The 22,835-nt window shown below is 56.4% G+C and carries 20 protein-coding genes; 14 read left to right on the forward strand and 6 right to left on the reverse strand.

Annotated elements, in window-relative coordinates:
• Positions 1 to 95: 95 nt before the first annotated feature.
• Positions 96 to 1,178 carry a malate/lactate/ureidoglycolate dehydrogenase gene (locus OQV00_RS10755; protein ID WP_004863067.1) on the reverse strand — a complete coding sequence of 361 codons (1,083 nt, stop codon included), beginning with the start codon at positions 1,176 to 1,178 and terminating at the stop codon, positions 96 to 98.
• A 211-nt stretch (positions 1,179 to 1,389) separates the two neighbouring features.
• Here OQV00_RS10755 and OQV00_RS10760 point away from each other — a divergent pair, with 211 nt between their 5' ends.
• Complete coding sequence (locus tag OQV00_RS10760; RefSeq protein ID WP_099144820.1) at positions 1,390 to 1,509, forward strand: small membrane protein; 120 nt, start codon at positions 1,390 to 1,392, stop codon at positions 1,507 to 1,509.
• A gap of 15 nt (positions 1,510 to 1,524) precedes the next feature.
• Here OQV00_RS10760 and OQV00_RS10765 read toward each other — a convergent pair whose 3' ends face one another.
• Positions 1,525 to 2,484: a helix-turn-helix domain-containing protein gene (locus OQV00_RS10765; protein ID WP_266280300.1), complete on the reverse strand. Its 960-nt coding sequence runs from the start codon at positions 2,482 to 2,484 to the stop codon at positions 1,525 to 1,527.
• Positions 2,485 to 2,927: 443 nt separating this feature from the next.
• Here OQV00_RS10765 and nqrC point away from each other — a divergent pair, with 443 nt between their 5' ends.
• From nqrC to OQV00_RS10805, 8 genes are all read left to right on the forward strand, one after another.
• A complete protein-coding gene (gene nqrC / locus OQV00_RS10770) occupies positions 2,928 to 3,689 on the forward strand; it encodes an NADH:ubiquinone reductase (Na(+)-transporting) subunit C (protein ID WP_015584136.1) in 762 nt (253 codons plus the stop codon).
• Positions 3,690 to 3,917: 228 nt separating this feature from the next.
• The gene (locus OQV00_RS10775) at positions 3,918 to 5,867 is read left to right on the forward strand and encodes an FTR1 family iron permease (RefSeq protein ID WP_249086072.1); all 1,950 of its coding nucleotides are present in this window, start codon (positions 3,918 to 3,920) and stop codon (positions 5,865 to 5,867) included.
• 18 nt (positions 5,868 to 5,885) lie between these two features.
• Complete coding sequence (locus OQV00_RS10780) at positions 5,886 to 6,413, forward strand: iron transporter (RefSeq protein ID WP_004863053.1); 528 nt, start codon at positions 5,886 to 5,888, stop codon at positions 6,411 to 6,413.
• An 88-nt stretch (positions 6,414 to 6,501) separates the two neighbouring features.
• Positions 6,502 to 7,881, forward strand: coding sequence for a Fe-S-containing protein (locus OQV00_RS10785; protein WP_069476549.1), 1,380 nt, complete (start codon positions 6,502 to 6,504; stop codon positions 7,879 to 7,881).
• 2 nt (positions 7,882 to 7,883) lie between these two features.
• Complete coding sequence (locus OQV00_RS10790) at positions 7,884 to 9,167, forward strand: ABC transporter permease (protein ID WP_004863048.1); 1,284 nt, start codon at positions 7,884 to 7,886, stop codon at positions 9,165 to 9,167.
• Positions 9,157 to 10,287: an ABC transporter permease gene (locus OQV00_RS10795; protein WP_032717712.1), complete on the forward strand. Its 1,131-nt coding sequence runs from the start codon at positions 9,157 to 9,159 to the stop codon at positions 10,285 to 10,287. The genes OQV00_RS10790 and OQV00_RS10795 overlap by 11 nt, the downstream gene beginning before the upstream one ends.
• A gap of 4 nt (positions 10,288 to 10,291) precedes the next feature.
• Positions 10,292 to 10,987 carry an ABC transporter ATP-binding protein gene (locus OQV00_RS10800; RefSeq protein WP_004863043.1) on the forward strand — a complete coding sequence of 232 codons (696 nt, stop codon included), beginning with the start codon at positions 10,292 to 10,294 and terminating at the stop codon, positions 10,985 to 10,987.
• Positions 10,974 to 11,465 carry a TlpA family protein disulfide reductase gene (locus OQV00_RS10805; RefSeq protein ID WP_048024842.1) on the forward strand — a complete coding sequence of 164 codons (492 nt, stop codon included), beginning with the start codon at positions 10,974 to 10,976 and terminating at the stop codon, positions 11,463 to 11,465. Before OQV00_RS10800 ends, OQV00_RS10805 begins: the two co-directional genes overlap by 14 nt.
• Before the next feature lie 40 nt (positions 11,466 to 11,505).
• On the opposite strand, the gene OQV00_RS10810 is transcribed toward OQV00_RS10805, so the two are convergent.
• Genes OQV00_RS10810 through OQV00_RS10825 form a run of 4 tightly spaced genes read right to left on the reverse strand, consistent with a single transcriptional unit; the run spans position 11,506 to position 15,500 of the window.
• The gene (locus OQV00_RS10810; protein WP_032717710.1) at positions 11,506 to 12,237 is read right to left on the reverse strand and encodes a class II aldolase and adducin N-terminal domain-containing protein; all 732 of its coding nucleotides are present in this window, start codon (positions 12,235 to 12,237) and stop codon (positions 11,506 to 11,508) included.
• A gap of 4 nt (positions 12,238 to 12,241) precedes the next feature.
• On the reverse strand, positions 12,242 to 13,060 hold the full coding sequence (locus tag OQV00_RS10815) for a transporter substrate-binding domain-containing protein (RefSeq protein ID WP_015584142.1): 819 nt from the start codon (positions 13,058 to 13,060) through the stop codon (positions 12,242 to 12,244).
• A gap of 21 nt (positions 13,061 to 13,081) precedes the next feature.
• Positions 13,082 to 13,954 (reverse strand): phytanoyl-CoA dioxygenase family protein, encoded by an 873-nt coding sequence (locus OQV00_RS10820; RefSeq protein WP_054829335.1) that lies wholly within the window; start codon positions 13,952 to 13,954, stop codon positions 13,082 to 13,084.
• Between the two features lie 25 nt (positions 13,955 to 13,979).
• Complete coding sequence (locus tag OQV00_RS10825; RefSeq protein ID WP_004863028.1) at positions 13,980 to 15,500, reverse strand: amino acid ABC transporter permease/ATP-binding protein; 1,521 nt, start codon at positions 15,498 to 15,500, stop codon at positions 13,980 to 13,982.
• A gap of 499 nt (positions 15,501 to 15,999) precedes the next feature.
• Here OQV00_RS10825 and OQV00_RS10830 point away from each other — a divergent pair, with 499 nt between their 5' ends.
• The 5 genes from OQV00_RS10830 (at position 16,000) to OQV00_RS10850 (ending at position 22,373) form a co-directional block, all read left to right on the forward strand.
• Complete coding sequence (locus OQV00_RS10830) at positions 16,000 to 16,914, forward strand: LysR family transcriptional regulator (protein WP_004863024.1); 915 nt, start codon at positions 16,000 to 16,002, stop codon at positions 16,912 to 16,914.
• A gap of 205 nt (positions 16,915 to 17,119) precedes the next feature.
• Positions 17,120 to 17,944, forward strand: a complete 825-nt coding sequence (locus tag OQV00_RS10835) for a phytanoyl-CoA dioxygenase family protein (protein ID WP_162661092.1) — start codon at positions 17,120 to 17,122, stop codon at positions 17,942 to 17,944.
• A 400-nt stretch (positions 17,945 to 18,344) separates the two neighbouring features.
• Positions 18,345 to 19,433 carry an ABC transporter substrate-binding protein gene (locus tag OQV00_RS10840; RefSeq protein ID WP_004863020.1) on the forward strand — a complete coding sequence of 363 codons (1,089 nt, stop codon included), beginning with the start codon at positions 18,345 to 18,347 and terminating at the stop codon, positions 19,431 to 19,433.
• Positions 19,434 to 19,540: 107 nt separating this feature from the next.
• Positions 19,541 to 21,310: an ABC transporter permease gene (locus tag OQV00_RS10845; protein WP_118859895.1), complete on the forward strand. Its 1,770-nt coding sequence runs from the start codon at positions 19,541 to 19,543 to the stop codon at positions 21,308 to 21,310.
• On the forward strand, positions 21,303 to 22,373 hold the full coding sequence (locus OQV00_RS10850) for an ABC transporter ATP-binding protein (protein WP_004863014.1): 1,071 nt from the start codon (positions 21,303 to 21,305) through the stop codon (positions 22,371 to 22,373). Before OQV00_RS10845 ends, OQV00_RS10850 begins: the two co-directional genes overlap by 8 nt.
• Positions 22,374 to 22,835 lie beyond the last annotated feature (462 nt).

The following is a 22,835-nucleotide window of genomic DNA, read 5'->3' on the forward strand; positions in this document are numbered from 1 at the left end:
AAGGGGATTAATTCGTGCTGCGGAGGTGTCGTCGTGATGTCGTCACTAATGACGATGACGTAACAGAACGCCCGGGGAGGGCGTTCTGTCAGGGGCTAGCGCATTTTGGGCTGAAACTGCGCCAGTTCCTGCGCCGGGAATCCGGCTTCCAGCGCCGCTTCGCAGATGGCCTGCCAGCTTCCGGCATCCAGTGGAATGCCCTGCGCCAGGCGCGCCTGACGATTGGCTTCTTCCCATTCGCCCGGCACCAGAATCGGCGTCTGCGCATCGTGAGGCGACTGTTTACACCAGTCGATGAAGGCTTCCGTCTCGCGCTGCATATCCGGTGCGTCGAAGGCTTTCGGGTCGAGAATAATGGTGGTCATGCAGTTGAAGATGGCATCAACGCAGGTCTGTAGGCTCTGCTGGTGGGTGGTCTGGCCGCCGGAAACGGCGCCGCCGAGGATTTCGCACAGCGTGGCGAGGGCGTAGCCTTTATGTTGGGCAAAGGTGAGCAGGGCACCCAGCGGCGACGTCTGCATGACCGCCGGGTCGGTGGTCGGTTCGCCTCGGGCGTCAATCAGTGAACCGGGCGGAACGGCTTCGCCTTTATGCCAGGCGACGCGCGTTTTGCCAAAGGCAATCGCGCTGGTGGCGTAGTCGAGCAGCAGCGGAGGCTGACCTTCTCGCGGGAAGATAACGCACAGCGGATTGGTGCCAAAGCGGCTGTCTTTGCCGCGAAACGGGGCAACCATCGGGTCGCCTACGACGCTGACGAAGTGGATCGAAATAAAACCTGCCGCCGCGCACTGCTCGGCCCAGTAGCCGATGCGTCCGATATGATGCGCGTTGCGCAGGGCGATAGCCGCCATACCGTGTTGCCGGGCTTTCTCAATCCCTTTTTGCATCGCTTCATGGGCTACCACCTGACCAAAGCCTGCGTTGCCGTCGAGCGTCACCACCGCGCCGGCGTCCTTCATCACGCTGGCATGGCGGTTAAGCTGCAGATGCCCCTGCGCATGAGAACGCACGTAGCTCGGGATCATCCCCACGCCGTGTGAGTCGTGGCCGGCGAGATTAGCGGCCACCAGATGGTCGGCGACAAGGGAGGCTTCGGTGGGAGAACTGCCAAGCTGAATGAAGAGAGTGTTGACGAACTGATGCAGATCCGTCGCCTGAAAACGATATCCGGTTTGCACTGATACGCTCCTGTGACCTATTTGATTGTGTTGTTGTTTTGTTAAGTTTGCGCTTCCATGCTGCGCTCCTGGGCGAAGAAGATCAATACTTTGCGCCGAGGAGAGAATTGAGGGGCAGAGAACAGGATTGAGGCCGCAGGTGCTGTTCGCGGCGGCGATAATCACTATGATAAAAATGATAATCAATGTGAAAGAGAAAACCAGAATGAATATCAGCACGCTCTTGTTAATTATCGTCGCCATCGCCCTGCTGGGAATATCCGTCTATTGTTTACTCAGCTATATTAAAGAGCGTAGGGCGACACATTTTAAATCATTCCGCCATCGTTAACGTCAATACGCGGTTTTAATATGGATAGTTATCGCGCCAGGCTTTCGGCGAGAGATGATATTTTTCGCGAAAGTGTTTGCTGAATAACGGGTGGCTGATGAAGCCGCATAGCCAGGAGACGCGCTCGACGGGCAGATGGGGATTGCTTTCCAACAGCTGTCGGGCGGCCTCCAGGCGGATCTCTTTGATCACCGCCATTACCGAGGTTCCCTGTTCGTTGAAGGCCCGGTCAAGGCTGGCTCGCGAGCAGCGCAGCGTCCGACAAAGCTGGTCGGGAGAGAGCTGGTGTTGATGATAGTTGAGCGTAATAAACGCTCTTGCGCTATTGACGATATGGCTTAATTTTCCGCATGAACGCAGTCCTTTTTCCTTGGCCACATCGGTCAGCACCAGCAGTGAAATTTGATGCAAACTATCGACGATAGCGGCGGTTTCTTGCGGTGATAAACGGTCTGACCGTTGATCGAGGAGCTGCATATGCGATTTTAAAAATAGCGCTAAAGGATGGTTTTCCAGTGAAGTAATGGGACTAGTGAGTTTCCCGCTGAATAATGGTTTGACTTTCTCATTATGCGGAATGATATACAGCTGTTTAACATCGTCACATTGATAATGGTAATAATCATTACGCTGGTGAACAATCAACATTCCCGGATTCACCTGCGCGGCGGCAGATTTTTTTCTGCCGTTAATTAACTGGTGGCCGTGGACTAATAATGAGATATAAACAGAGGACTCTGCAACCTGATGAGGATCGAAGAACGTCTCATTCCTTGAGCCCATCGCACTACAATAGTCGCCAGAAACCCCGGAGATGGTTTTGTGATTAGCAATAATGTCTGCCGGATGGCGGTTGTTCACCACTTTGATCCCATAGCAGCTGAGGTTTTGTGCTATTTGCTGATAGCGCTCTTCCGGCGCGATATCCGCCGCGCTTAAAACATGTGGAACGTACAGCGTCGAAGGTCTGGACATGCTTGTCTCTTATCCCGGGTTGACGTTGGCAGGTAGCTCTGTTTTATCCCTCTGATTATAATATTAATCTTCATGAAAGCCAGCGGGCGGCCGGTTTTTTACATTGGACTGAGGGGAGATTGTGCAGTATTGCGTGGAAAGCAATCAATCCGTAGCACATCGCGGTGACAGGCTGGCCGCATCAACCAGCGGAAATCTATTTGCGGTTAACATTTTCGCAGCGTTGAAATATATGATTAATTAATTTTAATTTCTTTTTTTGTATTTTAAGTGGGCGCTTTGAGTTGTTATTTTGACATTTTAATAAAATAAACCAACCCCGTCTTTGTTATTTTTCATCTTCCTCGGGCTCGCGCGACAGCAAAAAAAGAGAGTGGACAGCAGGATGGAAATCATCGCAATCTAAAAAGAGACATTCATTTCGCAACGGGGAAAATACGCGTATGCGCAAGAGTAAAATAATTGTTCTATCTTTGATGGTTGTTTGTGTTTTATGTTTTGCAATTGTTGCTGTTTATTTTTTATTGCTCAAGGATGACGCTGCGGAGCCGGTCAATGAAGAGACGGAAGCTGCGGTCCTCAACGTCGCCGGATTAGCGAACAACGGGCATCGCGACGAGCAAACGTTGAGAGCGCTGTTCGAGGCACGCATCGTGACTCGCCAGCTGAATCTCGATCGCGGCGAGCTGGTACCTGCCGGGCAGACTGGCGAAGAACACCAGCGCTGTGCAGACCTGCCACCGAACCGCGACCCGGCGCAGATCCGGCGTCGCTGCGCGCTGGTGGATATTTACCTGGTCCGTGATACCGACCAGCGTATTCAGCAAATTATTCTGCCGGTCTACGGTAAGGGCGCCAAATCAATGATGTATGCGCTGGTTGCTCTCCGCACGGATGGCCGTACGGTAAATGACCTGATCTATTACCAGCAGAATGAGACGCCGCTGCTGGGGGCGAGGGTGGAAGACCCGCAGTGGCGCAGGCAGTGGGCAGGGAAAAAAATCCGCGATGAACATGGGCGGCCCGCGTTGCAGGTTGTTCAGGACAATACCGGCCAGCATGACGCCTATACCGTTGACGGCATCAGCGGCGCGACCCTGACCTCAACCGGCGTGGAGAAAAGCATCAATTTCTGGATGGGGGAGCAAGGTTACGCCAATTTTCTCCGCCATCTGCAGGATAATCCCGCGATATTAACCCAGTAACCTTCAGCCGTTTGCCTCCCCGCCGCGACGCCACTTCCGGCGTCGTTTTTTATCTTGCGGGCGGGGATGACATCAAAAACGGACGCGCGCAGCCGACACAAAACGTGTTGTTCTTTGCAGCTTTTTACATAAATTGTCACCATTTGACATTTTCATGATCTGGGTCATGTGGACTGCAAGGAAAAATGACAATGATAACTATTATCATTGCCGTTAATGGAACCCGTCATGTCAGCTCCTCGCTCTTTTCTGCTGCTCACTTTGCTCAGCGTCCTGTTCTGCGCCTGCGCGACGGCGCAAACCCGCTACGCGCCGCTGATCGAGGATATTGAGCACCGGCTGGATAAAACGATCGAGCTCTACCAGCAGCAAAAAAACAACGAGGCGCGTCGGGAAGTGCAGGCCGCCTATTTCGAAGTGTTTGAAAACCTCGAAGGCCCTATCCGCATCAATTTTTCGGCGCGCAAAAGCTACGAAATGGAGAGCACTTTCGGTGACATCCGTCGCATGATTGCAGACGGCAAGCCGCTGCAAGAGGTTCAGGCTCGGGTGGACGGACTTAAGAAAGCGCTGCGCGACGTTGAGCCTGTGCTGGATGGCGGTCATCGGCTGGTGGCGGAAGAGCAGCATACCGCTTTGACCCGGGGCGATATCGCATTGCACTGGCAGAACAGCTTCCGCACCATCGACGATCTGCTGGCGCAGGCGGTGAGCGCCTATCAGACGGGAAATTACCCCCTCGCCAGTCAGCAGGTGCAGCAGGCGCACTATCAGGGGTTTAAAAACTCAGAGATGGAAATGTCGGTGCGGCAAAACCGCTCGGCAAAAGAGGCGGCGGCCATTAACCAGCAGTTTACCGCCCTGATTGCGCTGACGTCCCAGCCGGATCGTCTGAACGACGTGGCTTATCAGGTGACGACGCTGTTGCAGGAACTCGAAGACATATTGCCCGGGCTGCCGACGACCCGCGATGACCAGCCGGTGAATGCCCCGACAGCAGACGAAGGGAGCACTCCGCTCGCCGCTGGCGCGCCGGCCGCTGACTGGGCCAACGTTGCAACGGGGATCAACCAGAGTATCGAGGCGGCGCTGACGCGCTACCAGCACGGCGAGGCGTCCGATGCCATTCTGGATATTCAGGACACCTACTTCGATCGCTTTGAAGCCAGCGGGATGGAGAACAAAATCGGCTCCCGCGATGCCGCATTTAAAACCCGTCTTGAGGCCCACTTCACCCGTCTGGTCAGCCTGATGAAGGCCGGGCAGCCGCAGGACAAACTGGTGGCTGAAGCCGCTGCGCTACGAGCCGATCTGCATCAGGCGGTGGCGATGCTGGGCGAGGGGGAAGAGACGCAGTGGAGCCTGCTGCTATACAGCCTGATGATTATTGTCCGTGAAGGGCTGGAGGCGCTGCTGATTGTGGCGGCCATCGTGGCCTGGCTGGTGAAAAATGACCATCACGACAAGCTGCCGCTGATTCGTCAGTCGGTGGTCGTAGCGCTGGTTGCCAGCGTGGCGACGGCGGTCGTTTTCCAACTGGTGTTTACCCGCTCCGGCGCCAGTCGGGAGCTGCTGGAAGGGATTACCATGCTGATCGCCGTGGTGATGCTGTTCTTTATGAGCTATTGGCTGCTGTCGAAGGTTGAATCCCGCCGCTGGAAAGCCTGGCTGGAGGGTAAGCTGACGCATTCGCTCTCTCGCGGCTCGCTGGTGGGGCTATGGCTGACCAGCTTTCTTGCCGTCTATCGGGAAGGTGCCGAAACGGTCCTGTTTTATTACGCCCTGGTGGGCGACGCGCAGAGTGTTTCCGGGCATCTTGCCATCGGCGCCGGGTTTGTTATTGGCTGCGTGCTGCTGCTGGCCGCGTGGCTCATCATGCGCTACTCGGTGGTGCGTCTGCCGCTCAAACCCTTCTTCATCTTCACCGGCGGTTTTATGTACCTGATGGCATTTGTTTTTGCCGGTAAAGGTGTCCTTGAACTGATAGAAGGCAAACTGTTTCAGCCTACGCTGGTTGGCGGCGTGCCCGAAATCAGCTGGCTGGGCATTTATCCCTATCTGGAAACCCTGACGCCACAGGTGATTTTACTGATTGCTGCCCTGGTCGCCCTGTGGATTACGCTCCGTCGCAATCACCTACCCACAGCACAGATAAAAAATAATACTTCAACAAATTAAGACGAGAGGATTTGTCAAATGACCATCAAAAAGAGCCTGATTATCGCTGCCACCGTGGCCGCTATTTTTACCGCGCCCGCGGCGCTGGCTTTTAAAGAGTATCCGGCCGGTGAACCGGTCACCATGAATGAGATGGAGATCGCCGCCGTCTATCTTCAGCCGATTGATATGGAACCGCGCGGAATGGGTCTGCCGGCCGCGAAATCAGATATCCATCTGGAGGCCGATATTCATGCGGTTGAAGGGGGAAAGAATGGTTTTGGCGCCGGGGAATGGATTCCCTATCTGACGATTGCCTATACCCTGGTCAATAGCGATACCGGTGAAAAGCAGGAAGGGACTTTTATGCCGATGGTCGCGAGCGACGGTCCACACTATGGCGCCAATATTAAAATGATGGGCGTCGGCAATTATAAAGTGACGTATCACATTGAACCGCCATCAAAAGCTGGGATGCACCGTCATACCGACAGCGAAACCGGGGTTGGCCGCTGGTGGAAACCGTTTGATGTCAGCTATGAATTCAAATACGTCGGCCTGAACTAACGTTCGTCGCGCAGGATGGCCAGCATGCCGTCCTGCGGTGTATTACCGCATGCGGATTGCACATTATCCGCCGAACCGGGTCGAAGTTATGAGTTATTTTTTCGTCACCACGCTGCAGGTTTTTTTCTGCATAACGCTGCTCTCCTCGGTTCTCTGGGGCCGCGGCGAGCCTCCTTCACTGCGCCCCCTCACGTGGACGCTGCTCACGGCGCTGGCCAGTGGGCTACTGGCCGGACTGTTTATTCGCGGGAGCCAGACGCTACAGCTGATGCTGGTGAGCGGAGAAATCCTCCTTTCCCTGCTGTTTTTACTGAGCTTCTGGTGGGCCACGCCGCGTTTGCGCTACGTGTGGCAATGGATCCTCGTATTTGGCGCCGCCCGTCACTGGGCTCTGGATCCCAATCTTGGCGGATTAACCTCCACCCACGTGCTGAATACCGACCTGCTGCTGAACCTGACCGCGCTGGCGCTGGCCGTTGCGCTGCTGTGTCTGGCCGCGGTGCTGTGCGCTCTGCTGCTGCGGCGGATGAGCTGGCCGTACTGGCCGCTGACAATTCTCCTGATGATCCTGCTGTGGCTGCCGCTGTTCGGCAATCTGCTGCTGCTGTTGATGAAGCTGCAAATCATCCCCTTACTGAAGCCGCTGCTGAGTTTTGTGGCCAGGGTGACCAACAATGCCGCCTGGTATAGCTGGCTTGCCGCCGCCGTGCTCCTGCTGCTGTGCCTGTGCTGGACCCCGGCTATCCGTAGCTATGCCCGGGCGGTGAAGGCGGCGACGGCGCCGGTTGCCCGTCGACTGGCGTTGGCCGAGCGGCGCAGCGCTGTCCGCCTCTGGTTAACGACGATCTGCTGTGCGCTGGTGATTTCAGGTGGCCAGCTGTGGTGGGATCTGGTGGCCTCGCAACCGCCGAGGCTCTCGGAAGCTCAGCCGGTCAGCCTTGCCGCTGATGGTCTGGTCCATATTCCGCTTACCCAGGTTCGCGACGGAAAACTGCACCGTTTCGTTTGGGTGGCAGACGACGGAAAGGCGGTTCGCTTCTTTGTCATCAACCGCTATCCCGACAAATTACGCTTTGGCGTGGTATTTGATGCCTGCCTGCTGTGCGGCGATCAGGGATATGTCATGGAAGGTAATCAGGTGATTTGTGTCGCCTGCGGGGTACACATATTCATTCCTTCGATTGGTAAACCCGGCGGCTGTAATCCGGTACCGATCGATGGCTGGCATAACGACGAACGTGAGCTGACGATACCCGGTACGGCGCTGGCCGTCGGAGGCAATTATTTCTCTACCGTGCTGACTATCAACGTGACCGACCCGGTGGACGGGACGGTCCTGACCAACACGACCGCAGAGTATAAATACAGCTACGCAGGCAGAACCTGGTTTTTTGCCTCTGAAGCAAACTACAACCGTTTCCGCAACGCGCCAGAGGCGTTTGTTCCCGGCACGGTGCAGGAGGAGTAACCATGCTGTGGCGAATGATCTATCAGTCATGGGGGCGTAATCTGCGCCGCAAAGCGCTGGCGGTGTTAACCGTTTTCCTGGCCACGAGTCTGATCTCGGCGCTGCTGGCTATTTCTATCGACATCGGTGACAAAATGTCCCGGGAACTGAAATCCTACGGCGCCAATATCTTAATTGAACCGGCAGGGCAGGCAGCGCTACCTGCGTTATTCAGCGAACAAAGCAACCCGCTGGCCAGCGATGATTTCCTTGATGAATCCGAGCTGGCGAATATTAAGGATATTTTCTGGCGAAATAATATCGTTGGGTTTGCTCCCATGCTCAGCGGCGAGGCGACCGTTGACGGGCACGATATCCGCATACTCGGGACCTTCTTCAGTCAGCCGGTCGCGATACCGGATGAAGAGGGCTATGAGACCGGGCAGCGCACGGTCAGTCCGTTCTGGCAGGTTACCGGCAACTGGCCGCAGGAACCTGTAGGCAAGACGCCGCAAACATTAGTCGGCCATGCGCTGGCGCGTAATTACGGCTGGCAACCCGGTGACCATCTCAGGCTCCAGGTGGCGAACGAGACCGTGGATGTGGTGGTCAGCGGCGTTCTCTCCAGCGGGGGGGATGAAGACAACCAACTGGTGATGCCGCTTAGCATCGTACAGCAGCTGCTGGGTCTGACGGGAAAAGTACAGGCAATTCGCGTATCGGCGCTGACGGTACCCGAAAATGAGCTGTCGCGCCGGGCGCGTGAGAATCTCGAGGCTCTCAACGCCGAAGAGTATGACCTGTGGTATTGCACGGCATACGTCTCTTCTATCGCTCACCAGCTGGAGGAGGCCATTTCCGGTGCGGAAGTGCGCCCGGTCTGGCAGGTTGCGGCCTCGGAGGGCGTAGTTATCGATAAAATTCAGCTGCTGATGGCGGTCGTTACCCTGGCGGCATTGGCCGCTGCGGCAATGGGTATTGCCTCGCTGATGACCAGTACCATTATGGAGCGAGCCCGGGAGATCGGCCTGATGAAAGCGCTTGGCGCCCGACAGTGGCAAATTCTGCTGCTGTTTTATCTCGAAGCAGCGCTGGGTGGGCTGGCAGGTGGGGGGCTGGGCTGCATCGCTGGCTGGGGGCTGGCGAAGATGATTGGCCTGATGCTCTTTGCCACGCCGCTCGACTTTGCCTGGGTGGTGGTGCCCTGTGTGCTGGTGATCGCAGTGCTGATTGCGCTTATCGGCACCTGGTTCCCGGCGCGTCGTATCGCCCGACTTTATCCCGTGGAGGTGCTGTATGGCCGCTAAGCGCGACATGCTGTGGCTATTGGTCTGGCGGGCGCTGCGTCTGCGTCTGCAGCGCGTCAGCGTCGTGTTCACCGCGCTGGCGGTTGGTGCGACCATCGTGACGGCGCTTTCCGCCGTGTGGTTTGACATCAACAGCAAAATGAGCGAGGAGCTGCGGACCTTCGGCGCAAATTTTTATATCGGCCCAGGGCACGGCACCCGTATGCCGGAGCCGACCCTGCAGGCGATTCTTGACGATGCGCCGAAGGGACTGATTCATGGCGCCAGCCCCTGGCTATACGGCACGGCGCGTACCGAGCTGGAAAAAGTGGCGATCGTCGGCGTGTGGTTTGAGTCGCTGCAAAAGCTGGTGCCGTACTGGCAGGTCAGCGGCAACTGGATCGGCGTCAGCTTTGACGATCGCCATGCGATGGTGGGCGTTAAGCTGGCTCAGCGGCTGGCGCTAAACGTGGGCGATAGCGTCACGCTGGTGGATCATCAGCGGCGCAAAAAACTGCTGGTCAAGGGGATCGTCGAGGCCGGTGACGCGACCGATAACATGCTGATTGTCAGCCTGAACGTGGCGCAGGCGTGGCTGCAAAAGCCCGGTATTATCAGCCACGGCCTGCTGAGCGTCAGTAACGATCTCGGCCAGGTGGAAAACTATGCCGGGCAGCTGCAGCAGCGCTATCCCGCTCTTGAGATCCGCCCGATCCGTAAGGTCTCGGCAACCGAAGGTCAGGTACTGGATAAAATCAAAGGGCTGATGGGGCTGGTTTCTCTGGTGATTCTGGCGCTGTCGTCGCTGTGCGTGAATACCACCCTGATGGCAATTGTAGGCGAGCGCGCCCGTGAGTTTGCGCTGCAAAAAGCGCTGGGCGCCAGCAATGGCGATATTATCCGCCAGATGCTGCTCGAAACCAGCATTATCACTCTGGCAGCGGTGGTCTGCGGCTGGCTGCTCGGCTATCTGCTCGCCCAACTGCTGGGGCTGACCGTGTTTAATGCCACTATTTCGCTGCGCCTGCCGGTGCTGCCGATTACCCTGGCGCTGTCTTTACTGGTCGCCTTGCTGGCGGCCATTGTTCCGGTTCGCCGCGCGGTGAGCGTTGAACCGGCAAAAGTGTTGAAAGGAGAATAACGCCATGACCGTCACGCCTTTACGTCAGATGGCGATTGAAACCCGTCATTTATCTAAGCGCTTCGGAGAGGTTACCGCGCTGGATGACATTAATTTGTGCATCGCCCGCGGTGAATTCGTCGCCATTATGGGGGCTTCAGGCTCCGGGAAAACGACGCTGATGAATATTCTGACCTGTCTGGACACCGCCAGCGAGGGGCAGGTTATCCTCGACGGAACCGATGCCGCGGCGCTGGATGAAGAAGGGCGACGGCGCGTTCGCGCGCAGAAGATAGGCCTGGTGTTTCAGCAGTTTCATCTGATTCCCTTTCTGACGGCGCTGGAAAACATCATGCTGGCGCAGCATTACCACAGCGTCGTCGATGAGGCGGCGGCCAGGGCTGTGCTGGCGCAGGTTGGCCTTGAACATCGCATGACCCATTTACCCAGCCAGCTCTCCGGCGGGGAGCAGCAGCGAGTCTGTATTGCCCGGGCGCTGGTGAATGAACCCCCGGTGATTTTTGCCGATGAGCCCACCGGTAACCTGGATGAAGAGAATGAACAGCGGGTGCTGGACCTGCTGACCGACCTGCATCGTCAGGGGCGCACTATCGTGATGGTGACCCACAACCCGGCGCTGGGAAAATTCGCCGACCGTATCGTTCGGCTCCAGCACGGCAAATATCTCGGTGAGGAGATGAATCCCCATGCGCATGCCTGAAGTGATGATAGCGATGCTGCTGGTTCTGCTCCTGGCCGGCTGTAAAGAAGAGAAGCTGGCACGTGGTGAGACGGCACCTGCGCTGGCGGCTTTTGATTTGCAAGGGAAACCTGCCAGCCTGGAACGTTGGGAAGGGAAGGCGGTGTATCTCAACTTCTGGTCGGCCAGCTGCGGAGGTTGTCTCGCGGAAATGGATACGCTGCAGGCGCTCAGCCAACGCTGGCCGGATAAACTGGTGGTGGTGGGGGTGAATACCGACCCGGAGCAGGTGGATATCGCTCCGCTGCTGGCGAAGCATGGCATCAGCTACCCGGTGCTGCGCGATCAGCTTCATATTACTCAGGATCGTTATCAGGTGATCGGGACGCCGACATCGATAGTGATTGACGCACGCGGGCGGGTGCGCGACCTGCATCAGGGGTGGCGAAAACCCGAAGAGCTCCAGGCGGTTTTTACCCGCCTGGCCCAATCTGAATAGCGGCATCCCGGGCGCTGGCCCGGGACAGAGGGGTTATCGCTCAGTCCAGCAGCGAAGGATCGGCATCAATCATCAGCTGCTTCATTTCGGCGAAGTGCTGGCGGGAAAAATCGGCGATATTCTCCCAGTCCTGGGCAGTTTTCTCCGCCACCTCAGCCGACAACACCTTCAGCGGCTGGCCGGTTGACCACGCGGTGACCAGAATCTGGCAGGCCCGCTCCAGCGTCCAGATATCGTCAAACGCCTCGCCGATGGTCGCGGCGGTAACCAGTACCCCGTGGTTGCCCATCAGCAGGCGGCGTTTATCCGCCAGCAGCCCGGCCAGCCTCGCCCCTTCGGCGACGGTATCCGCCATCCCGCCATACAGCGTATCCACCGCCACGCGATTAAAATAGCGCGCGCTATTCTGATCGACCGGCAGGATCTGCGGATTCGCCAGGCAGGCGACGCTGGTGGTGTAGATCGGGTGCAGATGCAGCACCGCCCGCGCCTGCGGCAGCCGCTGATGGATCTGGCCGTGGATTGCCCACGCGGTGGCGTCCACGTCCGGTCGCTGCGCGGTCGCTTCATCATCGGCATCCAGCAGCAGCAGGTCGCTGGCGCGGATCCGCGAAAAGTGTTTCCACTTCGGATTCAGCAGAAACTTTTTGCCGTCCGGCGACAGGGCCGCGCTAAAGTGGTTGGCGACGGCCTCGTGCATGCCGAGATGCGCGATGATGCGAAAGGTCGCCGCCAGATCGATCCGCGTTTGTTCTTCGAAAGAGTAAGCCATCGCCTTACTCCGCTTTCGGCATCAGGGTTTTCAGGTCGTCTTCCGTCGGCGGCTGGAAGTGATATTTTTTCAGCAGCGCCGCGTATTCCGGCGTGGCGCTGAATTTCTTCAGCCCCTCCTCAAGGGCGCTTTTCACTTCGCTGTTGCCTTTTTTGACGCCAAAGCCGTTCAGCACCGGGTAAATTAAGGTATCGGAAGAGATAACGATCCGGTCGCCCAGTTTCTCAACGACGCCACGCGCCACCGCCGCATCGGTAATCTGCGCCTCCACCGCCCGCGACAGCAGCGCCTGGGTGGTTTGCGGATCGGTGCTGTACTCGCTCAGCGCAATGGGCGGCAGGCCTTTCTTCACGCAGTAGTCCGCCGACAGTTTTTGCAGCTGCGCCAGCCAGGAGGTGGCTCCCATCGAGCCGATTTTATGGCCGCAGAACGCTTCCGGAGTTTTAGGCTGATAGCTGGCGCCTTTAAGCGCCAGGATCGATTCGCCGCTTTTCAGGTATGGCACCATGTCAATCACCTTCAGGCGTTCGGCGGTGATATACATCGAGGAGTTGGTAATATCGAACCGCCCGCCCTGCAGACCGGGGATCAGATTAGGAAAACGGGTATCGGTATTCACCGCCTCGCGGCCAATGGTTTTAGCCACACCGGCGAGAAACTCAATATCAAAACCGGCCGGTTGGTTGTTTTGCATATATTCATAAGGATAAAAGGTCATATCCGAACCGGCGGTAATTTTCCCCGGCTGCAGGAACGCCGCAAAAGTGCTGAACGAGGTCAGGGCGCCGGCGGTGCAAAGAAGCAGAGCATTAAATCGTTTCATAAAAAACCTCCAGGGATGACATTACATGCTGGCAAGATCGTGGCCGGCCTGCTGAACGAAGAATGAGGCACCGCGCGGCTTCTGCGGCAAACGTAATTGGTTGGCGGCGCTGCGTACCAGGCCGCTCTCCACGCCGGCTACCAGCTGGCCCGCGTGCAGGCTTGGTAAGGGGTTTTCGCCAAAGGGCAGGGCGTCCTCGGCGGCGTAAACGCTGATAAACAGCGTCCGCGGCAGTTCGGTCTCATTAGGGCTCGAGGCGTGGAGCAGACGGGTATGCATAAAGCACACCGAGCCTGAGGGGCCAAAGCAGGCGGCGGGCTGCTGGCACTGCGCGGATACCACCTCGTCGTCAACCGAACCGGTAAAACGCTCCTCCTGCCAGTGGGACCACAGCGGCCCCTTATGGCTCCCCGGCACCACGTTCAGCGGGCCGTTTTCCGGCGTGACGTCGCTGATCATCAGCAGGGCCGTGATGATGTCGTCATTGCTGTGCGGCGTGAACAGAAAATCCTGATGCCATTTCACCTGCGTCGCGGTAAACGGCAGCTTGGAGTTGATTTTACTGTGATGAAAACGGGTGCCGCTACCGCCGATCAGCTGGGCGGCGATGGTCGCCATACGCGATTGCAGGGCGGCATGTTCGAAGGCGACGGAAATCTCCGTCGGCGAACTGACCCGGCGCAGCGAGGGGTGATCGGCGCGGTGATCCCCTTCAAGGTCGAAACGCGGGCGACCGTCGAGCGTCTCGCCCCACACCTCGGTGTGGCGGCGGCTCTCTTCGACCCAACCGTCAAAATCCTGCTGCAAGGCGGCGATTTCGTCAGGCGATAGCACCCCTTCGACCACCAGAAAACCCTGCTGATGAAACTGTTCGATTTGCCACTGCGCGATCATAATTTTTCCTTTCACAAACGGAGAGTTAAGCCAGGGAGACATCTTTCAGGAAGGCGTCAACGCGCGGGTGGTTACCGTCGCGCATCGCCTGCGGCGTGTCGTCGCACACCACGCGCCCTTTTTCCATAAAGACAATCCGGTCAGAGACTTTGAAGGCAAAATTCATTTCGTGGGTCACGATGACCATGGTGATGCCTTCATGGGCCAGCGATTCGATAACCTGGAGCACTTCATTGACCTTTTCCGGGTCAAGCGCCGAGGTGGGTTCATCGAACAGCATGATTTGCGGTCGCATCATCAGGGCCCGGGCAATGGCGACGCGCTGTTGCTGGCCGCCAGAGAGCTGGTGCGGATATTTCCACGCGTGCTCCAGCATGCCGACCTTATGCAGTAATTCGCAGGCCTGCTGCTTCAACTCGGCGTCCGGGGCCAGCCGATGGTAGCGCGGCGCCAGCAGCAGGTTGCCGAGAACCGTCAGATGGGGGAACAGGTTAAAACTCTGGAAGACCATGCCGATGTTGAGGCGGTACTGCGCATTCTCCATAAAACGCGGTTTCTGCACGCCCTGGCGATCGAGGTGAATAAACGGCTGGCCGTTGATCCGAATTTCGCCGTTGTCGATCTGCTCAAGTCCGTTGAGCAGGCGGATCAGCGTGGTTTTCCCGGAGCCGGAAGGGCCAATCACTGAAACCACCTCACCTGGCTGAATTTGCAGGCTGACGGCCCCGAGCACTTCCACATTGTTATAGGCTTTGTGCAGTTTTGACGCCTGCAGCGCCGGCTGCGGATTATCGACCGCGCTGCGCACGATTACCGGGCGTGTTTGCGTCGCCAGCCGCTGCATCTCGCTGTCGATGGGGCGGGTGACTTTCCGCCGGGTGACATCGAGATAGCTCTCCAGCCGTTTGAGCAGGAAGTCGAAAACGGTCACGATCAGCACGTAGTAGAACGCCACTGCCGCCATGGTTTCCATCACCAGGAAATTTTGCGAATACAGACGCTGGCCGACCATTAAAATCTCGGTCAGGGAGATGACCGACACCAGCGAACTGAGTTTCACGACGGCAATATATTCGTTGGCCAACGCCGGGAGGGCGACGCGCAGCGCCTGAGGAATAATCACCCGCCATTGGGTGCCGGCATAGCGCAGTCCCAGCGCCCGGGCGGCTTCGCTCTGGCCTTTAGGTATTGAAAGCAGGCCGCCCCGGTGGATTTCGGCGACGTAGGCGGCCTCACTCAGCACCATCGCCAGCAGGCCGGCCCAGAACGGATCGTTGAGCACTGGCGCTGACGACGGCACCGCCTGGGGCAGGTTATAGACGAATATCAGCAGTACCAGCAGCGGCAGGCTGCGGAACAGCCAGATATAGAGCCGCGCCGGAAGATTAAACAGTTTGCGCGGCGACTGCTTGGCCAGGGCGAGAACAAATCCCAGCACAATACTGCAACCCCAGGTCAGCAGACTTAATTTAATGACGGTCCAGGTGGCCTGCCAAAAATCTGCATCGCTGAGCAGACTTAACATGTAGTTCCAGTTAAACGTCATGGGCTATTTCACTCGCCATAATGAATGGACATGAATGCGATACCGATGATCAAAAATGGGGCATCGCCAGGGTTTATCTTGCAATAACACTATGCTGGCAGTTTTCGCTGCGAGGCAATTAGTAAATTTTTGGCCTTTAAGTTTAAAAAAACTATACAGGTAGATTAATTCCAATAAATTTAAAGCAATGAGTACGAAACAAGAACTAAACATTAAAAAAACAATTGCGCGGAAGGGATAACGGAACGGGCGTTTAAATCGCGAGTTGTGCCATATTGGGGCGCGCGAGGAATTAATTTGGTGCAGCCTGATTCAGGTTGGTGCAATTAAGCGGATGCGGCGGTGTCGGTATAATGTTGACTTCGCCGGGACGCTAAATAAATCATTTGCTCAGCGAGGAAATAAGCGAATCCCGGTGAAATGGCACGATGCTTGCAGATTGCATATCAGGAAACTATACCGTTTCCGCTTGTGACAATATTCCGTAAAGGGTGAGGCTATGACGCGATTCACGCTCAAACAACTTAAATACTTCGTCACCGTTGTAGAGACCGAGAGTATCGCTGAAGCCTCCCGGCAGCTCCATATTGCCCAGCCGTCGATCTCGATTGCCATTAAAAACCTTGAAAGCACTTTTGAGCAGCAGCTGTTTATTCGCCATCATGCCCAGGGCGTCTCGCTGACCTCCTGCGGAAGGCGTTTTTATGAGAAAGCAAAAGAGCTGCTGCGGCTCTCCTATGAGTTTGAACAAAACTCCCGCGCCGATAAAGAGCTGGTTTCCGGGACGATTTCCGTCGGCTGCTTTGAGTCCGTCGCGCCGCTGTACATGCCAAAGCTGGTCGCCGGGTTTAAAAAAATGTACCCCGACATTACCCTCCAGCTGTATGACGGTGAACAGCATGAGTTAATGCACGGCCTGCATCGCGGGCGTTTCGATCTGGCGCTGGTCTACGATCTGGAATTAGGTCATTCGGTCAATAAAGAGATGCTGAATGCGCCGCATAAACCCTATGCGCTGCTGCCGGCCAGCCATCCATTGGCGCAGAAAAATAGCGTCACCTTGCAGGAACTCAGCCATGAACCGATGATTTTGCTCGATGCGGTGCCCAGCAAGAATTATTTCATCACCATATTTAAAGAGAAGGGCTATCACCCTGAAGTGGCGTACAGTTCACCCTCGATCGAAATGGTTCGCTGTATGGTGGGACAGGGACTGGGGTTTTCGGTATTAGTCACCCGGCCGTTGTGCGATATGACCTATGACGGCGAGAAACTGGTGCAGTTAGATATTGAAGATGAGATGCCCGCTTCGACATTAATTATGGCGCATCTTGCCAATAATGAACCAACCCGACCCACGCAACTGTTTATGGACTATTGCCGCAGTATTGAATTAACCCCCGCACATTTTTGAATAAATAAGCCTGCGGTCACTGCAGGCTTATTTATTTCACGCTGCCGTTAAGGCTCGTAATTTTCTATTCAGCGACTCGTTTTATAATAATTTACCCGCGATGGCGGATTAAATAATCTGTGTGGGTTCCATTCGCGGTGGCTAAACCGCTGGCCTGCCAGGGGCACCTTCAGCCGCCTCATCTCTCCACACAGGAAGGTTAGCTATGCAAAATCAGCGTGACCCACATATTGATTCGCAGACCATCAACAGCTATCAGCAGGATGGCGTCGTGTTGCTGAAGGGGGTGTTCAGGCCGTGGATTGAAAGCCTGGCCGCCGGCGTCTCGGAGCTGATGGCCAACCCCAGCGAGTATGGCCACGCCCGCACGGTTGTGCCGAAAGATGGCTCCGCCCCGTTCTTTCAGGATTATTGCAACTGGTCGCGGATCCCTGACTTTGAACGCTTTGTCCTGCATTCGCCGGCGGCGGAAATCGCCGCAGCGCTGATGCAATCGAAGACGGCTACGTTTTTCCATGAACATACGCTGGTGAAGCCGCCCGGCGGCAGCACGGTGACGCCCTGGCATCACGATCAGCCCTATTATTGCGTCGAAGGGCAGCAAAACGTCAGCTTCTGGATCCCGCTGGACCCGGTGGCGGAAGCGATCTCGCTGCGCTGCATCCGCGGTTCCCACCGCTGGGGCGACGAGTTCAGCCCAACCCGTTTTAACGGCTCAAAGCTTTACGCACACAGCCGTTTTAAAGAGCTGCCGGATATTGATGCGCATCAGGACGATTACGATATTGTTAGCTGGGCGCTGGAGCCGGGAGATGCCGTCGCCTTTCATTACCGGACGCTGCACGGCGCGCGGGGCAATGCGACCGCGCGCGCGCGGCGGGTTTTCTCCGCTCGCTGGGTCGGGGATGACGCCACCTTCGCCGATCGCGGCGGAGTCACCTCGCCGCCGTTCCCGGAGCTGACGCTGAAAGATGGCGAGGCGCTGGTCTCGCCGCTGTTTCCCCGGGTCTGGCCGCGAGAGTCATGTTGAATTATCACCGGGCCGTCTCCTCGCGGCCTGAATTTGCCCGGCCACCATTTTCCCCTGTTAGCCCTATCGCCCATATTATTTTCCGCAACGCAATTCAGTGGCGGTAAATTGCCCTCCTGCAGGTCAGTTGTGGCCTGCAGCCATTCTATTGCAGGAAAGGCACGGCGCCCGTTTAATCAACAGCGCCGCTGATTCTTAAGGTTTCTTAATATTCGGTGGCGGGCGGGGTAAATATTCTTCGCCTTATTCCCCGATTTTTTGACCGCCGCGGGCGCCAGTTTATTTAAATTAAGCCAGCGTCACAAAAGCCGGAAAAAAACACCCCCCGTCATTGCAACGTCCTGATGTCTCGCTATATGTTAAATTTGTGTTTAATAAATGATAATTAAGGGTTGGTTTTATGCATAGGAAAATTGGTGGTTTAGTGGTTTCACTGACGACAGTCTTCTCCTGTTCTGTTCTGGCAGAATTACCTCAGGGTTACCCGGCTGATTATCAAAAAGTGGTTGATGCCGGGGTGAAAGAGGGCAAGGTCGTGATCTATTCGACGACGGATACCAAAGCCGCAGGCCCGTTAATTAAAGGGTTTGAGGCGCAATACCCCGGGATAAAAGTTGAATATAACGATATGAACAGTACCGAACTCTATAATCGCTATATCAGCGAGCAGGCGGCGGGCGGCGGGAGCGGCGATGTGGTCTGGAGTTCATCGATGGATACGGCGCTAAAACTGGCGACGGATTATGCCGAAAAGTACGCCTCTCCGGAACTGAGCAAGCTGCCGAAATGGGCGGTCTGGCAGCAAAAAGCCTATGGAACCACCTACGAACCGGTGGTCTTTATCTATAACAAACGTTTGATTCCGCAGGGTGATGTCCCGGATTCGCACACCGCGCTGGCCAAACTGGTCACCGCGCAGGCGGATAAATTCAAAGGCAAAGTGACCACCTACGATATCGAGAAATCGGGGCTGGGCTTCATGCTGGCGGTACAGGACAGCAAAGCCGACGCCAACTATTTCGCCGATCTGGCCGGGATGGCAAAAGGCGGTCTGACCGTGCAGTCTTCAACCGGCACCATGATGGAGAGGGTCTCCTCGGGTGAAAACCTGCTGGGCTATAACATTCTCGGCTCCTACGCCGAGGCGCGGGCGAAAACCGATCCCTCATTAGGCATTTCCTATCCAAAAGATTATGTGCTGGTATTGTCGCGGGTCTCGTTTATTACTCAGGAATCCGAACACCCGAATGCCGCCAGACTGTGGTTCGATTATGTTCTGTCGGAAAAGGGGCAGAGTATTCTGGCCAACCAGGCGGATATTCCTTCTATTCGTAATGATATTGAAGGTAAAAACGATATCGACGGCATGACCAAAATGTTGGGCAATGCCCTGAAGCCGATTCCGGTCGATGAAACGTTACTGGAATATCTGGAACCGAAAAAACGTCTGGAATTTATCAAACAATGGCGTACCGCCGCCGCAAAATAATACCTGCCGGAGGCGCATCATCGGATGCGCCGCCTTTTCGCGCCGGGTATTCCCGGTTTTCAACACCCGTCTGGTTTGTACTCCGCGCCTGACCAAAGGGATAAGCTATGAATGTAATACGCAGAAAGTGGCAGGGGCTACCGCGTGGCATCGTGGTAGTGATAACGGCATTAGTGATTTATATCCCGCTGTTATTTATCGTGGTGCAGAGCTTTCTTTCCGCCCCGTTTTTCGCCCGCAGCAAAGAATTCAGCCTCGGGGCCTTTGAATTTATTTTTACCGACCCCGACTTTTATCTCGCGCTGAAGTCCGGTTTTATTCTGGCGGTGGGGCTGGTGCTGATTGCGATACCGCTGGGCGGGATCCTCGCATTCTTAATGGTGCGTACTGATTTGCCCGGGCGACGGTTTATTGAACCGCTGATTCTGGTGCCGATTTTTGTTTCTCCGATGGTACTGGCTTTTGGTTATGTGGTCGCCGCCGGACCGGTCGGGTTTTTCTCGCAATGGGCAGAGCAGCTGCTGGGGGTTGTGCCGTGGAATATCTATTCCATGTTCAGCATTGTGGTGATTGCCGGGCTGACTCACGTCCCGCATGCCTATCTCTATATCTCCTCCGCGCTGCGTAGCGTCGGTTCGGATGTCGAAGAGGCGGCGCGGACGGTAGGGGCATCTCCGCTGCAGGTGATGACCTCGGTCAGCCTGCCGATGGTACGTCCGTCGATTCTCTATGCCTGCGTGCTGCTGTTTTTCCTCGGCCTTGAAGTGTTTGGTCTGATGCTGGTACTGGGAGACCCGGAAGGCAACATGGTGCTGGCCACCTACCTGTATAAGCTCACCAATAAACTCGGTACGCCCTCCTATCATCTGATGGCGGCGGTGGCGGTCGTCCTTATCTGCATCACCATTCCGCTGGTCATGCTGCAGCGTCGCCTGATGCGCACGGCCAATCGGTTTGTGACCATGAAGGGCAAAGCGTCGCAGGCGCGAGCGCTACCGCTCGGCAAGTGGCGCTGGGTTGCCGGCGGGGTGGTGGTCTTCTGGCTGACCGTGACTATCGGCGTGCCGCTGATTGGCGTAGCCTTGCGGGCGTTTATCTCCAACTGGGGGGTGGGGGTTTCTCTCTGGGATGAACTCTCGCTGGCGACCTTCCGTAATATCTGGCAGCAGCCGAACCTGCTGCGGGCCATCGTCAACTCCATGGCCATCGGTATTTTCGGCGGCGCGCTGGCGGTGATCTGCTACCTGTTTGTCGGGATTGCGATGCATCGCAAAGCGGATAATGTCACGCGCTTTCTCGACTACAGCGTGCTGGTTCCGCGTGCGGTGCCGGGCCTGCTGGCCGGACTGGCGTTCCTGTGGGTGTTTTTATTCCTGCCGATGTGGCTGGATCAGTCGCTGAAAAACGGCTGGCTCTCGGCGCTGCCGGTGGCCGACTGGCTACGCGAACATCTGATTGTGCAGTTGCGGGCGCTGCGCAATACCATTTTCAGCGTCTGGCTGGCCTACACCGTTGTGTGGATGGCCTACGGGCTGCGGTTGATCTCCTCAACCCTGCTCCAGGTGGCGCCGGAGCTGGAGGAAGCCGCCCGGAGCAACGGCGCCTCGCGGGGCCAGGTCACGTGCCACGTTACGGTGCCGCTGTCGCGCTACGGCCTGATTGGTTCCTGGCTGCTGATGTTTCTGATCTTTGAGCGTGAGTATTCCACCGGCGTCTATCTGCTCTCGCCGGGAACGGAGACCATTGGTTCGATGCTGGTCTCGCTGTGGGCGGCGGGAGCCATCGATATTGTCGCCGCGCTTTCGTTTATCAATATCCTGCTGGTGGTGGTCGGGTTAGGTATCGCCCTGCGCTTTGGAGTGAAATTACATGATTGAATTATCAGTAGAAAATCTGCATCTGACCTACGGTGACAACCCGGTGCTGAAAGGGGTGTCGATGACCTTGAAGCGGGGAGAAGTGGTGTCGCTGCTGGGACCCTCTGGCAGCGGAAAAACCACCTTACTGCGTGCGGTTGCCGGGCTGGAGAAGCCCACCGGCGGGCGGATCGCTATCGGCAAGCAGACGGTCTATGACGGCAATCCGCGCAGCGAAATTCCGGCCGAGGCGCGCAATCTTGGGCTGGTGTTTCAGTCCTACGCTCTGTGGCCGCACAAAACGGTATTCGAGAACGTTGCCTACCCGCTCAGGCTGCGGAAAGTCGCCTCTGGCGAAATGAAACAGCGGGTGCAGGCGGTGCTCGATCAGCTGGGGCTGGGGCACCTCGGAAACCGCCATCCGCATCAGCTATCGGGAGGGCAGCAGCAGCGCGTGGCGATTGGTCGGGCGCTGGTCTACAACCCGCCGGTTATCCTGCTTGATGAACCGCTGTCGAACCTTGACGCCAAATTACGCGAAGAGGCGCGGGTTTTTCTGCGCGAGCTGATTATCAAGCTGGGGCTGTCGGCGCTGATGGTCACGCACGATCAGAACGAAGCGATGGCGATTTCCGATCGTATCCTGCTGCTCAACAATGGCGTGATTGAACAGCAGGGGACGCCGCAGGAGATGTATGGCAATCCGGCGACTCTGTTTGCCGCCGAGTTCATGGGCAGCAATAACCGCCTGCACGGTAAGATTACCGATGTGATGGACGGTCGGGCGCGGATTGAAGGGGCGAGCTGGGCGCTGTGGGGAATGGCGGACGGACGGGTCAGCGTCGGGCAGGAGGCGACGGCGGTGATCCGCGTTGAGCGTCTGTGCCTTGGGGCGACGCCCCAGGATAATATGCTGGAGCTACCGCTGTTAACCAGTATGTATCTCGGCGACCGCTGGGAGTATCTGTTCCGTACCCGGGGAGATGATTTCGCTATTCGCGCCTATGGTCCAGCGCTGCGCGACGACGGGCATTGTCACCTGACCTTCCCGGCCAATGATCTGTGGATTTTCCCGCGAACGTAGGCCTGAACGTCTCTGGCGGACGGCGATAGCGTGAGCGCCGTCCGCGAAATAAATAGCGTAATACTGGCGTCATGAAAATATACCGTTAAGAAACAATTTCACTGCGGTAATTCTATATTCTGTCTCTATTCACCGTCGCGGCGAATAATTCATCGCCGGCGGCATTGTGCATTGTCTCTCAGCGAATAAGCATTGCGCGAAATACAGTTAATATCCGTTATTAAGCAATTTAACCGCTCAAATTGTTTACTTTTTACGGAATCTTACGTTTGCACGCTGCCAGACAGCCATGTACCATAAACAAAAAAGCAACATTTGTGATACGTATCACTCTTTTTTGGGAAAATGGTCAGACCTACTTCGGCGCTGATTCCACCCCCATTTCTGCCCTCTGGATATTGCATACGCGTTCTGATTATCAAATGAAAAGGGATATTTTCCTTTTTTTCATGACGGTGTATG

It is taken from the genome of Klebsiella sp. DY2415 (genome assembly GCF_026314315.1).
Taxonomy (GTDB): domain Bacteria; phylum Pseudomonadota; class Gammaproteobacteria; order Enterobacterales; family Enterobacteriaceae; genus Klebsiella; species Klebsiella ornithinolytica.